This window comes from Pontibacter aydingkolensis, from assembly GCF_019443125.1.
GTDB classification, from domain to species: domain Bacteria; phylum Bacteroidota; class Bacteroidia; order Cytophagales; family Hymenobacteraceae; genus Pontibacter; species Pontibacter aydingkolensis.
Map to the genome: position 1 here is coordinate 41,547 of NZ_JAHYXK010000017.1, position 14,975 is coordinate 56,521.

At 45.5% G+C, this 14,975-nt stretch carries 15 protein-coding genes; 6 read left to right on the forward strand and 9 right to left on the reverse strand.

The features are described from left to right. Positions 1-17: 17 nt before the first annotated feature. On the reverse strand, positions 18-458 hold the full coding sequence (locus K0O23_RS16370) for an NADH-quinone oxidoreductase subunit A (RefSeq protein WP_219878527.1): 441 nt from the start codon (positions 456-458) through the stop codon (positions 18-20). 209 nt (positions 459-667) lie between these two features. Continuing rightward, complete coding sequence (locus K0O23_RS16375) at positions 668-1,102, reverse strand: CBS domain-containing protein (protein ID WP_219878528.1); 435 nt, start codon at positions 1,100-1,102, stop codon at positions 668-670. A 239-nt stretch (positions 1,103-1,341) separates the two neighbouring features. Between K0O23_RS16375 and K0O23_RS16380 the strand changes: the two genes are divergently transcribed. The 4 genes from K0O23_RS16380 to K0O23_RS16395 all read left to right on the forward strand — a co-directional run bounded on the left by K0O23_RS16380 (position 1,342) and on the right by K0O23_RS16395 (position 4,976). Then, entirely contained in the window at positions 1,342-2,622 is a 1,281-nt protein-coding gene (locus K0O23_RS16380; RefSeq protein WP_246597161.1) for a hypothetical protein, read from the forward strand. A 96-nt stretch (positions 2,623-2,718) separates the two neighbouring features. Continuing rightward, complete coding sequence (locus K0O23_RS16385; protein ID WP_219878529.1) at positions 2,719-3,642, forward strand: mechanosensitive ion channel family protein; 924 nt, start codon at positions 2,719-2,721, stop codon at positions 3,640-3,642. Positions 3,643-3,763: 121 nt separating this feature from the next. Continuing rightward, positions 3,764-4,456 (forward strand): CPBP family intramembrane glutamic endopeptidase, encoded by a 693-nt coding sequence (locus K0O23_RS16390; RefSeq protein WP_219878530.1) that lies wholly within the window; start codon positions 3,764-3,766, stop codon positions 4,454-4,456. Between the two features lie 82 nt (positions 4,457-4,538). Then, entirely contained in the window at positions 4,539-4,976 is a 438-nt protein-coding gene (locus K0O23_RS16395; protein ID WP_219878531.1) for a nucleoside deaminase, read from the forward strand. Between the two features lie 143 nt (positions 4,977-5,119). On the opposite strand, the gene K0O23_RS16400 is transcribed toward K0O23_RS16395, so the two are convergent. The 3 genes from K0O23_RS16400 to K0O23_RS16410 all read right to left on the reverse strand — a co-directional run bounded on the left by K0O23_RS16400 (position 5,120) and on the right by K0O23_RS16410 (position 9,357). Next, positions 5,120-6,568 (reverse strand): M48 family metalloprotease, encoded by a 1,449-nt coding sequence (locus K0O23_RS16400; protein WP_219878532.1) that lies wholly within the window; start codon positions 6,566-6,568, stop codon positions 5,120-5,122. Between the two features lie 211 nt (positions 6,569-6,779). Further along, positions 6,780-7,178, reverse strand: coding sequence for a response regulator (locus K0O23_RS16405; RefSeq protein ID WP_219878533.1), 399 nt, complete (start codon positions 7,176-7,178; stop codon positions 6,780-6,782). Beyond that, positions 7,168-9,357 carry a PAS domain-containing sensor histidine kinase gene (locus K0O23_RS16410; RefSeq protein WP_219878534.1) on the reverse strand — a complete coding sequence of 730 codons (2,190 nt, stop codon included), beginning with the start codon at positions 9,355-9,357 and terminating at the stop codon, positions 7,168-7,170. Before K0O23_RS16410 ends, K0O23_RS16405 begins: the two co-directional genes overlap by 11 nt. A gap of 395 nt (positions 9,358-9,752) precedes the next feature. Here K0O23_RS16410 and K0O23_RS16415 point away from each other — a divergent pair, with 395 nt between their 5' ends. Together K0O23_RS16415 and K0O23_RS16420 are read left to right on the forward strand one after the other, a co-directional pair. After that, positions 9,753-10,334 (forward strand): AraC family transcriptional regulator, encoded by a 582-nt coding sequence (locus tag K0O23_RS16415; protein WP_219878535.1) that lies wholly within the window; start codon positions 9,753-9,755, stop codon positions 10,332-10,334. A gap of 76 nt (positions 10,335-10,410) precedes the next feature. Further along, positions 10,411-10,875, forward strand: a complete 465-nt coding sequence (locus K0O23_RS16420; protein ID WP_219878536.1) for a DUF4268 domain-containing protein — start codon at positions 10,411-10,413, stop codon at positions 10,873-10,875. Between the two features lie 349 nt (positions 10,876-11,224). On the opposite strand, the gene K0O23_RS16425 is transcribed toward K0O23_RS16420, so the two are convergent. The 4 genes from K0O23_RS16425 to pxpB are packed head-to-tail and all read right to left on the reverse strand — an operon-like array spanning position 11,225 to position 14,923. Beyond that, positions 11,225-12,415: an NRAMP family divalent metal transporter gene (locus K0O23_RS16425; protein WP_219878537.1), complete on the reverse strand. Its 1,191-nt coding sequence runs from the start codon at positions 12,413-12,415 to the stop codon at positions 11,225-11,227. Positions 12,416-12,418: 3 nt separating this feature from the next. Then, the gene (locus K0O23_RS16430; protein WP_219878538.1) at positions 12,419-13,195 is read right to left on the reverse strand and encodes a LamB/YcsF family protein; all 777 of its coding nucleotides are present in this window, start codon (positions 13,193-13,195) and stop codon (positions 12,419-12,421) included. Continuing rightward, positions 13,192-14,202, reverse strand: a complete 1,011-nt coding sequence (locus K0O23_RS16435; protein ID WP_219878539.1) for a 5-oxoprolinase subunit C family protein — start codon at positions 14,200-14,202, stop codon at positions 13,192-13,194. The genes K0O23_RS16430 and K0O23_RS16435 overlap by 4 nt, the downstream gene beginning before the upstream one ends. Beyond that, positions 14,192-14,923 carry a 5-oxoprolinase subunit PxpB gene (pxpB, locus tag K0O23_RS16440; protein ID WP_219878540.1) on the reverse strand — a complete coding sequence of 244 codons (732 nt, stop codon included), beginning with the start codon at positions 14,921-14,923 and terminating at the stop codon, positions 14,192-14,194. Before pxpB ends, K0O23_RS16435 begins: the two co-directional genes overlap by 11 nt. Positions 14,924-14,975 lie beyond the last annotated feature (52 nt).

Here is a 14,975-nt window from a genome sequence, read left to right on the forward strand (position 1 = left end):
GTATAATTTAGATCGTGCTACGAGATACGTCCTTCGTCAACTGGCTTGTTCAGCAGCTTCTTATAGGCTTTCAGTATCTTTTTTCCGTCCGGGCCAAAGTCCAGGGCTCCGTTTCGCCATTCGTAGACCAACACCACCACCAGCAAAAGTATAAACACCACCACGCCTATGTAGCCGTACCAACCAAGATCCCGAAAGGCTATAGCCCAGGCAAGTATAAATACCGTTTCCACGTCGAAGATGACAAAGAGCATGGCAACAAGGTAAAACTGAGAGGAGAAGCGGAGACGTGCAGAACCGGCGCTAAGTATACCGCCTTCGTAAGGCTGCCCGGTGGCACGCTCGTTATGCTGCTGGCCAAGCACGTAAGACAGACTCATGATAAGCGCGATGAGGCTAAGCACAATGGCGCCATATACAAGCAAAGGCCACAATACCACACTATTTTCCTGAAGCATACACAACCACTCCGCCCTGCGGCGGCATTTAAGTGAAACATCCTGTGTAGGTAAGCAACACGACAAAAAACAACCCAAGTGCACATGTGTGACTTTGCCTGTATCAGATGATGAAAGGGCAACAACCTGCTTTAAGTCCTTTGTCCTTTATCATACTTTCTTTTGTCAAGCTCCCTAATTCAATTCCGAACCCTGGGCTTAACTAACCATCAGGTACCGGAAATGTAATGCTCGAGATTCTCGATTATGAATTTTTGCTCGTCGATTATATACTTCACAATGTCGCCGATCGAGATCAGGCCGACAAGGCTACCAGCTTCGAAAACAGGAAGGTGCCGGATGTACTTGGTTGTCATCAGGCTCATGCATTCTTCAAGTGTGTTGTCCGGTGTTACAGAAACCGGATGCTCGGTCATCACTTCTTTAATGCGGGTTTCTTTGGAGGCTTTGCCTTTCAGGATCACTTTGCGTGCATAGTCACGCTCCGTAAAAATGCCGGCAAAATGTTCTGTTTCGTCTAATACTACTAATGCGCCTACGTTTTTCTCCACCATCTCTTCCAGCGCGCTAAAAACAGTATCATTGGGATGAACAGCGAAAATTGAATTTCCTTTAGCTTGTAAGATACTTCTGACTGTTCCCATACTAACCTCCTGTAAATTAATGGGTAATAAGATGTGTTATTTTCGTTGTTATACGGTAATTAAAAAAAAAGGACAAAAAAATTATATAAATGTGATATTTTTTCAAAAATCTTTCCCATAACGCTCCAACCTAACTTTTTAAAGCAGGAAATTTACTGAATGGCTTAATATATCGCGTTAATGGTTAAACAGTTATCAAGGTTGGGAGTAAACTTAAAGTATACTTTACAGGCTTGCTTATGAACGATAATCAGTTACCCCAGGGATTTACTGAGATGCTAGCGTTTGGACTGGTTGAGGCATTGCTGGGACGCAGGTCACGGCGTTTTTTTATGGGTGCTGAAATACCTGACGGTGTCTTTGCCTACAAATCAAAGCACAAGCCTGTGCCTCTCTCTGAACTTGAGAAGCTGTTGGTAGTTACGGCATGCGGTGGCAACACAGGCTGGCACTACATGATACAACGGGCACAGCGGTATGCACCACACCTTTCAAACTACGCGGCTGCAGCGGGTGGGCGTACTTTCCCGTCAGCAGCGGGGTTTCATACCAGCAAGACTTTTTTTACCGATGATGAGGGTGTATATGTGCTGGATAACCGCGATGCTCCTGCAGCCGCAGACAGAAACCAGGACGGCTCTCTGGATCATGATGCTATACTTTCTGCATTAAAAAGTAATGTAAGAAAACTGCAGGATGGCCGTTTGCGCCTGCCCTCTGAGGTGCCTTACGTAGAGGCGCACAATACGTGGGTAGCCAATAAGCCGGGCACACTGCTGGTTTTTCCGGTGGCAGACCTGGCGCAGCATGTGTTGCTTAGTTTATGCTATATGCTGCAAAATGGCATGGTACTGACCGATGATATAAATAAGCGACCCATACCCGGCATCGAAAAGTATAAAGACATGGTAGACATCACCAATAACTGGAACATAACGTTTCTGGAGCAGTTAGCGCTGACCGAGGTAACCGTAGAACTATCAACCGGTTGTTATGCCGGCGCTTTAATGTTGCAGGCAATGGGTCTGGGCGGCTGGATGTACGATGGCATAGACCTGTTCAGTGTGCTGGGGGCCAGCGGTAACCCGGATGTGCCCGGCCTGGGTTTCCGGTACGATACAAACGACAACTGGCCGTATCCAAACCCAACAGGTTTAAAAGGCGTGATGGAAGGATTCTGTCCACCGCATTACCCCGACATGCGTGCAGCCGTTGAGGCAGTTTGCGACCGTAAATTCGGCAAAGGTGGGCCTTTTAACGAAGCCACTTCCGGACCATGGAAAGAAACAGCAAAAGTGCGGGGAGCAGCGCAGGTGCACGACGAACGGTTCAGAGAATGCGTTGCATTGCAGGCACAATACGTTTATGATACCTTTGGCAAGTTTCCGGCAACAGTACCCTCTATTTTTATGCTTACCTACCTGCAGGCGCACCACCTCGACCTGGAGTTCTACGATAAGTTCTACAAGCCAGGCGCGTACTTAAAAACACATGCAGATCATATGACTAAGTGGCATTAAAAGTATAAACTATCTTTTAGCTCTGAATCTTGTGGTTGTATTTGCTGCTTGAGTAACATTTATACCTGATTTACTTACTCGCGTATGGCATAAAGTATGCGCGACTTTATACTTTGGCTTGAACGGGTTACTGGGCTTAGCGCTGAGTTTTATGAACACCTGTTTTTAACGCTGGCTGTGGTGCTGGGGCTATGGCTGGTTAGTACCCTCGTGTTGCAGGTTGTTTTTAAAAGGGAAAAGGACATACGCAAGCGGTACAAGTGGCGCAAGTTCACAAACTATATCATTACCATTGCCGGATTGCTGTTTCTTGTAAATGTCTGGTTTGGGGGATTCAGGTCTATCGCAACTTTTATGGGATTGCTCTCTGCCGGCTTGGTTCTGGCTTTGCGCGAACCACTTTTAAATATTGCAGGCTGGCTCATTATCATCTGGAAGCGTCCGTTCAGGATAGGAGACAGAATTCAGGTGGGAGAGTATATTGGCGATGTGATTGACCAAAGGCTTTTCCAGTTTACTATAAACGAGATAAGGGGATGGGTAGATGCAGACCAGGCAACAGGACGCGTGGTGCATATTCCGAATGCAAGGATTTTTACGGAGGAGCAGGCAAACTATAACTATGGCTTTCCATTTATCTGGAATGAATTAACTGTAAGGATAACCTTTGAGAGTAACAGGCACAGAGCCAAAGCTTTGCTTGCCGAAATTGTTGAGCGCCACGGCGAGCATCTCTCAGAGCAGGCCCTTAACCAGGTAAAGTGGCAATCACAGCAACACCTTATTTTTTATGAGGATTTCGGCCCAAAAGTATACACAGAGGTAAGGGAGTATGGGGTAAAGTTAACGATGCGCTACATGTGCAGCATCATGCGGCGCAGGCAAAGCGAGCATGACATATGGGAAGATGTGCTCAACGCCTTTGCAAGTACCGCAGATATCCAGTTTGCCTATCCGACAACACGATTTTACCAGACTTTTGAAGGGCAGGAGATGCCCCGGCAAGATCCCTCTTCCTAAACAAGCCAGTTTTATACTTAACTACTACTCTAGTATGATGATGGGTAACAGATTTAAGCGCTATATTTTGTAAAACCGGTGCAGTTAAGATAGATTTAAGTATAGCTTTAAGCCTGAAACTATGCTTGGTAACATCGTTATACTTGTGATCACCTGGTTTTTATTGCGTCTGGAGCACAAGCAATTAAAAAACGCTTTGGGGCTTACACCTCCCTTGTACAGGTTACTTCAATTCAGCCTGGGTCTTTTAGCAACGGCTATTCTGGCCATACTTATTAAGTATACTTTTTCTTTTGCAGCAAATTTTGCCTGGGTACCTGCCACAAGTATAAGTTCGGGTTACCTGCTTACAGGCCTTTATACTGTAATTAACTCGGTGGTTTATGAGGAGTTGCTGTTTAGGGGCTATATACTTTACAAGGCCATCGGCTACCTGGGCGAATGCAAAGCTAACTTTTTAAGCGCTGCGGCATTCGGCATTTATTATTGGTTCACATTTGGTATTCTTGGAGCTCCGGTGGTCATGGCCTGGGTGTTTTTCTATACCGGTGTCTGGGGGCTAATGTTCGCGTATTCCTATTCCAGAACCCGCTCCCTGGCATTGCCTGTAGGTTTGCACCTGGGCTGGAATCTCGTAGACCAGTATGTATTTTCAGGTGATCGCTTAAGCCTTTTTGAGCCAGTAACCACTATACATACCCAATACCTGAGTTCACTCCAGAATATGCTCTATCTGTACCTGCCTACCCTGGGGTTCGCTGTAATCGTAATTGTGTTACTGTCAAAAACACATGCTGCGTACAAAGTCAGGTAAACGTATAAAAGGGTAAATGGCCATGATAGCAAGTAACTTATACTACCCAGAGCAGGTACATCATTACACAAATCTTAAAACAATGGACGAATTTTTAAAGGTTGCCCTAGAGGAGGCAAAAAAAGGATATGCAGAGGGCGGTATACCAATTGGCTCTGTGTTGGTACACAATGGCACAATAATAGGCCGGGGACACAATAAACGCGTGCAGCAGGGAAGCGTGGTTTTGCATGGCGAGATGGATGCGCTTGAAAATGCCGGACGCCAGCCAGCCTCTGTTTACCGCGAATGCATCATGTATACTACCTTATCGCCATGCCCGATGTGTTCCGGCACTATGCTGTTGTACGGTATTCCGAGAGTGGTTATCGGGGAGAATCTTACCTTTATGGGAGAGGAGGAACTGCTGCGCAGCAGAGGAGTAGAGGTGGAGGTACTGAACAACGAGGAGTGCTATAACCTGATGCAACAGTTTATCAAAGAAAATCCCTGCCTCTGGAACGAAGACATCGGGGTTTAAGCTTGAGTATAATCTTTGGCCTTGTTTTAGTTTATACTTTTGCTGACAAGCTTTAGAATGATGGTTAGCTTAAAAGTATAAAAAGGGTGATGCAGTTACTACATCACCCTTTTTATAAGGTTTAGAGTTTACTTTATAAGTATCTACTCAATAACTTTTATCAACATACCTTTTTCAACGCGGTCCTGTAACTGCATACCGTTTAGCACAGCTACTTCTTCCAGCCGCTTACTGTCTTGTGAGTACGACTGTAGTGCCTGTGCCAGCGTAGCAGTTTGCTTTACCGGTTTGATTTGTATACGCTCTGGTTGTTTGTTTATTTTAGAGGCGTCTGTTAGGTGCCTGAAGCTTTCCATGGTGTTGCTGAACAGTTGTGCGTAAGCATCGAACTGAGGTGCTGTAGTAATGCCCATGATGCTGTAAATTCGGCCGTCATATTGGATCAGGTAGGTAAGTGTCCGGATGGTTGCCTGCTGTTGCTGCTGCTGCTGTTGCTGTTGATCTGCAATAATAGCTAGCGCCGGCAAGCCGTTTACTGTTGTATTTCCTGATTTTACAGGCGTAAGACTGTACCGCTGCATCATCTGCTGTGCCGCCTCCTGTAATGAGTTACCTGGAGCAAGCGTCAGGTTCATCATGGCTTTACCATCTTTATCCCCCATCTGAAACACCTGAGGCGAATTCAGGTAAGACCAATTAGTAGGAATCTGGAACTGAAATTTTAACTCCGGATGATAAAAGACGTGGTTCTCCACAAAGCCCTGCTTCGGGTCTTCGCCATAGATCATGCCATCTATCATCTTTAGATAGTTATTACGGTTCACATCCAATGTGGTCAAGCTAAGTTTCTGTTTCCATTCAGTGGCTAGCTGCTGCACCGTAGTATAGCGGTTACCCGGGTCAGGGTGAGTGGAAAGGAATTCCGGTAAAGCTGATCCGCTTTCCTGTTGCTTGCGCTGCAGCGTTAAAAAGAAGTCAGCCATCTCATCGGCATCATATCCTATTTTTGTTGAGTACTCTACACCTAACCTGTCAGACTCACGTTCGGCATCGCGGCCGAACTTAAGAAAAAGCAAACCTAAGCCCTGAGATGCCGCCTCACCAAACTGTGCCAGTTCAGGAGCAAGCACCATTCCGGCTATCAAGCCAACCTGGGCAAGTATGGCTTTACTTTGCTGCTGGACCGTGTGACGTGCGGCAATGTGGCCGATCTCGTGACCAAGCACACCGGCAAACTGGGCTTCGTTGTTAAAGTGCGCCATAATTCCGCGCGTAAAGTATACGTATCCGCCAGGCACGGCAAATGCATTTAGCACAGGCGAGTCGAGTACCTTAAAACTATACTTTATATCACTGCGGTGTGAGATAGCGACCATCTGCTGTCCTTTCACATCAATAAAGCGCTGCATGGCGGGGTTATCGTAAAGGCCGAACTGTGCCACAATCTGTGGGTCGGCTTCCTGTCCCATAGCCAGTTCTTGGCCTTCTGACATCAGGGCCACGTTTTTCTTTCCTGTTACTGGGTTTGTGGAACAGGAACTCCATACGGACATTAAGCCTGCCAGCAGGCAGGCCGATATATACTTTTTCATAGTCATTTTTTATATTAATGCATGGCTCTTCCTGTAAATGTGTTTTTCTTGGAAAAGCTATATTTACCTTTATCAAACGCATCAAAAAACTATAGGTTACCGGGTCGTGGCTATGATGGTTGATAGCTCGTTTTTATACGTGTAGCTACTGCATTTAAATAGTGGTGCGAAATTACAGAAGACAAGCTATGATAGTATAAAAGTACAATAGCTATACTTTTTTGCTTATACTGGCTATGGCGTGCTCATCAAGTGGTTTTTGCAGAAACCCGGTTACGAGTTTATACTTTGCGGCTTTTTCGATTTCACTGGCATCTACTGAAGAGGTGAGAATGTAGATCAGGCATTTGTTACGCAATACGTTCTCGTAAGGCAGCAGTGAGTCCAGCAGTTCCCAGCCACTCATAAAAGGCATGTTAAGGTCCAGAAAAATGATATCGGGTAATTGTTGTGTGCAGTCATTGCGTAGTGCCGATACTAGTTCTGTAAGGGCGTCATGAGCGCTCTGAAAACCAACAAAGACGCGGGCAAAATGAGCCACCTCCAGTATGGTTTTTGTTAAGAAAATACTGATCTCGTCGTCGTCAATAATAAGTACTTTATTGTACATGCTTTGCCCCCAGGAGTAATTTAAATGTTGTACCTATACCGACTGCACTATCTACCATTATTTTGCCACCAATAGTTTCTACCTGTGTTTTTACAAGAAACAAGCCTATGCCTTTACCGTGTGTGCTAGGATGAAAACGCTTATACAATTTAAAAAGTTGGTTTTCTACAACATGCATATCCATCCCCAGGCCGTTATCGCTTATAGTGTACACAAAGCCGCGCTTATCCTTTTTTACACTAATGTCTAAAGTCAATGCACGATCGGGAGAGCGGTATTTTATAGCGTTAGATACCAGGTTCTGTAGTATGCTGTACAGGTAGGCTTTATTCGCCATCATCCCAAAGCTACGATCAATATCCAAAGTTACCAAACAATTGCCTGAAGTCAGTTCATCCTCAAATGGTGTGAGTACATCTGTAACAATGGCCAGTATGTTAACCATTTCGCGGGGCAATGTACGGGCTGCGTCGCGTACAGATAAAATGTTGCTAATGTCTTTAATTACAGTATCCAATTGATAAACAGAGGTTTCCAGCTTATTCAGGATGGAGTTAAACTGAGGAGATCCGGCATCAATTTTACTGATTAACCTGGTTAGGCCTAAGGCATTTGCCACAGGCGCCCTGAGGTTATGCGATACCATGTACGTAAACTGCTGCAGGTTAAGATTTTGTTTATAAAGGTCGTCGGCAAGCTTAACCAGTTCTGCCTCGGCTTTCTTTTTTTCAGTGATGTCGGTTTGAATAGCGATGTAATTAATTAACTTTTCGTCCGGACCTTTAATTGGAGTGACATCGATGTTAACCCAATATGGCTCACCGCTCTTGCGATAGTTAAGTACTTCTGCATTAAAGTATACTTGTTCCTGGTACTTCTGGCGGATATAACTTTCAGTTTCAGGGTCGGTTGCATTCCCCTGTAGCAGCATACTTGGCACCAAGCCAACAACTTCGTTTCTACTGTAACCGGATAACCTGGTAAAACCATCGTTTACCCATTCTATTTTGCCTGTCGGGTCCATGATCACTACCCCGTTTATTGTTTTACTGGCAACCAGCGACAATTTCTCCATTTCGCGTTTTAAGGCGCTTTGTGCTGTTACGTCAACAAAATGTATGGCGATGCCCCCATCGAAGGGGAATATGCTGAAACTGAGCGTTACGAGCCCATTTATTATAAAGACCTCTTCAAGATATTCTGTTTTCCCTGTTTCAGCGACTTTCTGGCATTTTTGGTAGAATTCAGAGTGGAGCAGATCGGGATACAGCTGCCAGATAACCTGCCCATTGAAAAAGTCGAAGGAGTCGCCTATCAGTTCGCAGTAGGCCTTGTTCACAAAAGTATACCGCCAGTCCGCATCCAGAGCAATAAACGGTTCTGTTACACTTTCCAGTATTTTTCTAAGTTGCTCGGTACGCTCTTTTACCAGTTGCTCGGCAAAAAGAGTTTCTGTAATATCTTTGCCAATACCCTGTACACCAATAACACTACCCTGCAGGTATACAGGCAACAGAGTTACGTGTATTACTTTTACTATATTGTCGGCATCTGTCACTCTAAACTCCAAGGTTTGTGCAGTACCTTCGGTAGCGTTCAAAAACATGGTTCGCACCAGGCTTAAGTCATTTTTAACTATAAACTCTGTAAAATGCGCGCGCAGCAGTACATCTTCCGGAAATCCTAAGATAAGGCTAAACTGCCTGTTTAAAGATTTAAAGTAACCCTGCTTATCCAGCGAAAAAACAGCGTCGGGGTGCGCTTCAAAAAGCGACTTATAATAGGCCTGGTGAAGGTCTTTTTTAGATCTTTCCTCTAAAGTTTCTGTTATATCCCGTGAATTGGTAATATACCCCTTAATGGCCTCGTTATGCAACTGGTTGGTTATAGTGCATTCTATCCAGCGCCAGCCATCGTGTTTGGACAAAAAGCGAAAGGGAGGAGTAATTATTTTATCGGTTGCTGATGCTTGCTCTAGCAACGCCATTGTGGCCGGAACATCGTCTGGATGTAAGTAACTAAATGCGCTATTACCTACGAGTTCCTCTGGCGTATACCCTAAAATAGAGATAACAGAATCACCTACAAATTTATAAACGCCTGTTTCATCTATTACAGAAAGCAGGTCGGTACTGTTTACCAGTAATTGTTTGTAAAAATCTGAAGTTAACAGACTCATCTCACTTATGCTAAATGTAGTTACTCTCTTTTGTTTATAAGTCTGTTAAAGGGTAGTGTAAATGATATATATAGCTATATCAACCGACATAATTTTATGGCTGATTTATACTATAGCTTACTTTATTTGGCATGTAAAATTTCTTTGAAATTAAGTATTAATTCGGATTATACTTCACAAACGTGCAATAAAAAATACAAATTATTTTCACTATAAATTGTACTGTGCAAAGTATAAAGTGCTGTGTTAAAGGTTGTGTGAATTTATGTCACTGAGTTCTGACTTAAATACGGAGAGGTTTATTTATCTAGAGTATAGTGCTGCTTTTACAAATTTGTGTAGAATGTGATTTGCGTATGCCGTTAGATATTTAACTTTGTATAAAATATACTGCCATGGCAACCTTAAAACTACATATAAAGAATATGGTGTGCGCCCGCTGTAACAGGGTAGTATCCGAAGAGCTTGAAAAGTTGGGGTATAAGGTGCTCCATGTAACGCTGGGTGAGGCCGAGATCAGCAGTGTGGTCAATGATTTTGATGTTGCCAGGATAAGGGAGGTGTTAGTCGCAAGTGGCTTTGAATTACTCGATGACCGCAAGACCCAGTTGATTGAGCAGGTAAAGCTGGTGATTATTGAGTTGGTCCATCGCCAGGGAGAAGCAGACCGCCACATCAACATCTCTGATTTCCTGTCTGAAAGATTAGGCATGGAGTATAGCTATATCAGTTCGCTTTTCTCGTCGCACGAAGGTGTTACCATTGAAAAATATCTTATACTCCAACGTATAGAACGGGTAAAAGAATTGCTTGTCTATAACGAGTTAAGTTTGAAGGAAATAGCCTATCAGTTAGGTTACAGCAGTGTGGCGCATTTATCTAACCAGTTTAAAAAGGTAACCGGCCTTACACCCAGCTATTTTAAAGAGATAAAAGACAAAAAGCGTAAGACCATAGATCAGGTTCAGGAAGAGTAAGCATCTACTGGCTGTATGAAAGCTGTTAATTGCATAATTTGCTGTAAGTATAAACCTGTTATCTAAATCTAATTACATGTATTCCCGCGAGCAGGCATCACAATTAAGGCAGGCATTCTGGACAGCTTTCGGGCAGTACATAGCCCCGCATCCATCCGCCGACGGCTATAAAATAAACTGGTCTAACTACAAAACCGGGCTAAAGCATGTATACTTCCGGATGCAGGCTGATAAGAAAATGGCCTCTATTGCCATTGAACTTACTCATTCTGACCCAGATATTCAGGAATTGTTCTTTGAGCAGTTTATAGAGCTTAAAAGCCTGCTGCACGAGTATTTGGGTGAGGAGTGGGAATGGGAACTACATGCGGTAAACAGTGAAGGCAAAACCATCAGCAGAATTTACACTGAACTGCCCGGCGTGAGTGTTTTTAACCAGGACGACTGGCCGGCCCTTATCTCTTTTTTTAAACCCCGCATAATTGCCCTCGATGAGTTCTGGAGTGGAGCAAAGTATAGCTTTGATGAGCTTAAGGATTAGTTGTTGATTGTTTTTCGGGAATGCAGAGACGCAACACTTTGCGTCTTGTTTGCCATGGTAACAGGCCTTTCCTGGTGCAAGTCTTCAGCGATAGCGGTGACTTGTGAGACTCTGCATGATAGGAAGTCTTCAGACTTCCGTGAGCCATACTCTATACCTTAAATTTCAGCCTAAGTGTAAATCCACGATGACCTCACAGCGTCTTCCAGACCTTTGAGTGTCTTGTCTCAACGAAGCAAAGGCTACTGCCAAAGACACTCACAGGTTTTCAAAACACTGTGAGGTCTTTTGAGCAAGCCGCAAAGTATTGCGTCTCTACAATCATAAGTAACCAAAAACCAACAACAATCTACTTAAACAAGGCGGGAAGCTGCTCAACCAAAGTATAGGCTCCCATCCAGGCCATCACCATTACAACCAGCGCTCCGAAAATCGTGAGTAGTACTGGATGCTTATAATCACCGACTACCTTGCGTTTGTGTGCTGCCCATAGTATGGTGCCAAGCGTTATCGGAAGTATAAGTCCGTTTAAGGCACCGGCAAGTATAAGCAGGTGTACCGGTTTGCCGATGGTTACAAAAATTATAGTAGAGATAAGTATAAACCCAATGATGAGCCAGTTCTCATATTTCTCGAAAGCTGGTTTAAACGATTTGATGAACGATACCGAAGTATAAGCCGAACCGATAACCGAGGTAATAGCCGCAGATAACATCACCACACCAAATATTTTATAGCCCAGGTTGCCTGCCGCCAACTGAAAAACCGAAGCCGGAGGGTTACTCTCGTCTAACACCAGACCTTTACTTACAACGCCTAGTGCTGCCAGAAAAAGAAACACCCTGATAACGGAGGCAATAGTAATACCGGATACAGCGCTTTGGGTTACCTCTGGCAAAGCAGCTCTGCCTTTTATACCGGCATCCAGAAGCCTGTGTCCGCCGGCGAAGGTAATGTAGCCGCCAACTGTGCCACCTACCAATGTAACAATGGCCGTAAAGCTGATCTCGTCCGGAAGTATGGATTTTATAGCGGCTTCGGCAAGGGGAGGAGATGAGGTAAATGCCACGTACACCATCAGTAAAATAAGGAGCAACCCCATTACCTGCGCAAACCTGTCCATCACTTTTTTAGCCTCACGCACCAGGAAAATACCCACGGCAATAGCAGCGGCAAGTATGGCACCTGCTTCCGGACTTAGCCCAAACAGCACGTTAAAGCCAAGTCCGGCGCCGCCAATGTTACCAATGTTAAACGCAAAGCCACCCAGCACGATCAGCACAGAAATGAACATGCCCAGGCCCGGCAGTACAAGGTTTGCAATATCCTGGGCACGTTTCTCGGACACGGCAATTACGCGCCATACATTTAGCTGTGCGCCAATATCCAGGATGATAGAGACAAGTATAACAAAGCCAAAGCTAGCCCCAAGTGTTTGGGTGAAAACAGTAGTTTGTGTCAGGAAACCCGGACCAACGGCAGAAGTGGCCATGAGAAAGGCAGCGCCAAGTAGCACACCCCAGTTCTTGTTTTTTAGCATAGTTTAAATTGCCTTTAGCCGGATACCTTCTTTGTTAAGCGTTTCGTGGATATACTTTGCAAACTCCAGCGCATGCGCACCATCACCGTGAATGCAAACTGTATCGGCCTTTATACTTACATCGGTGCCCTGCTGCGATCTTACCTTTCCTTCCTTTATCATGCGGATAACTTGCTTTAACGCCAGCTCCGGATCAGTTATCAGCGCATCTGGTTGCTTACGGGAGGTTAAAGTGCCATCCTGCTGGTAAGTTCTGTCTGCAAATACTTCGCTGGCGGTTTTTAGCCCGATGGCTTTACCGGCTTTTATCAGTTCGCTGCCTGCCAAACCATACAATACCGCATCAGGACATATTTTATACATCGCCTCGGCAATGGCCCGGCCAAGGGCAGGATTTACAGCGGCCATGTTGTAAAGAGCGCCATGTGGTTTTACATGATGCAGTACAGCGCCTCCAGCTTTTACAAAAGCCTGCATAGCACCAACCTGGTAAACTACCATGGCATACACTTCAGCCGGACTTACAGCCATTTCCCGGCGTCCGAAACCAACAAGGTCGGGCAGGCCGGGATGTGCGCCAATGGCAACGTTGTGCTGTAAGGCCAGCTCTACGGTTTTTTGCATAACCAAGGGGTCGCCGGCATGGTAGCCGCAGGCAATGTTGGCAGAGGTAACGAAAGGAAGTATAGCCTCATCGTTGCCTAAAGTATAGGCTCCGAAGCTTTCTCCCATGTCGCAGTTAAGGTCTGTTGTCAGCGGTTGCTCACCGGTTGGTATCATACTTTGGTAAATTTTAGGCTAAGGGCGCTTTTCAGTTGCTCCAGGTCAGCTTCCTGTTTTAAGTAGAGTGCGTGCGCATCCTGTAAACTTACTTCTTTAAACTGAATAATTCTGCCTGGCTGCACCTGGGCAAGTTTTGGCAGGTCGGCTGCTATAACCTGTGCTATTCGCGGGTAGCCGCCTGTAGTCTGGTGATCAGCCATAAGTATAATGGGCATGCCCTCCGGCGGTACCTGCACCGTGCCAAAGGTAACGGCACTGGAGAGCAGGTCTTTGTGCTCTGAAAGCAGTAAGCTCTGGCCCAGCAACCGGTACCCCATCCTGTCGGACTGCGCTGTAACCTGAAACTGGCTTTGCCAGAAGCCTTCCTGGCTGGATTCTTTAAATAGGTCATGTTCCAGACCCTTCATAGCCCTGATAACAGGCTGATCTTCGTAAACCATGTATGACTGTGGTTCTAGTGTCCAGTTAGGTTGGGAAAACCAATTGCCAATCGCCTCATCGGTCAATTTAAGCTCAAGCGCAGCAACTTTATTTGTGGATTCATGGCAAGAAAGCATGTCGTCGGCCAGTAAAGACCTGCCTTGGTAACCTCCAAATACGGCACGCAAATAGGTAGAGGCGCTGCCCATAATACTTGGCACATCTATTCCGCCTGCAATGGCAAGGTAAGTACGGCAGCCATGTTTCGCATTTTTTAAAACCAGAGTGCTACCTGCTCTTACCAGCAATGGCCGCCACATACGCACAGGCTCATTATTTATACTTGCGGCCATATCGGCACCAGTAAGCGCTACCAGCTGGTCCTGCTCAAAGTATAATGTAGGGCCCTGTAGCGTGGCCTCCAAGGTGGCTGTGTTTTCAGGGTTACCCACAAGGAGGTTGGCGATGCGCATGGCAAAGGTATCCATGGCACCGCTAACGATAACGCCTTCCTGTTGGTGTTTGTACCGGCCCATGTCCTGCACTGTGGTAAGCAGGCCGGGCTTTATTACCTTAATGCTCATGCAGCTTCACCTGTTTTTTAAATTCTTGTTCAGAGATTGCTATAAACCGCACCTGGTCACCGGCTTTCAGAATACTTGGCTCTTCCCGCTCCGGGTTAAAAAGCGTTAACGGCGTACGGCCGATCAGTTGCCAGCCTCCCGGTGTTTCGAGTGGGTAAACACCTGTTTGTGTACCGGCTATGCCTACAGACCCGGCGGGTATAACTGCTCTTGGCTTACTTTTGCGCGGCGTTGCAATGCGTTTATCCATGCCACCCAGGTACGGGAAGCCAGGTGCAAAGCCAATCATGTGCACCAGGTATGATTTTTTAGTGTGTAGCTCAACTACCTTTTCGGGTGTCAGGTTGTTTTTTTCAGCCACTTCTTCCAGGTCAGGGCCAAAAGCACCGCCGTAACAAACCGGTATCTCTACTAACCTTTTGCCATTTGCTTTATGGTCATCTTTTGCTTTAGATAAGGCACTTTGAAGTATGCCTACTACTTTATCGTAGGGGTTTTTTTTCCCTTTTTCGCTTAGTATCCATGGATCATAGTATACAGTTAGGGTAGTATAGGCTGGTACATACTCCAGAATGCCGGGTGTGGGATGGCTGTCCAGGTAATGTGCCACGGCCTGTATCTTGCTCTGCGTGCCCTCCGAAACTTCCTCCCCAAACTGTAGCACAACAGCTTTATCACCTAATGGAATGAGTTGGATGGGAAGCAGTTCTTTGCGGTTCATAGGGTTTAGTACGGTGTGTGGCTATACTTCTGTTTTAAGTAGGTAAAAATTG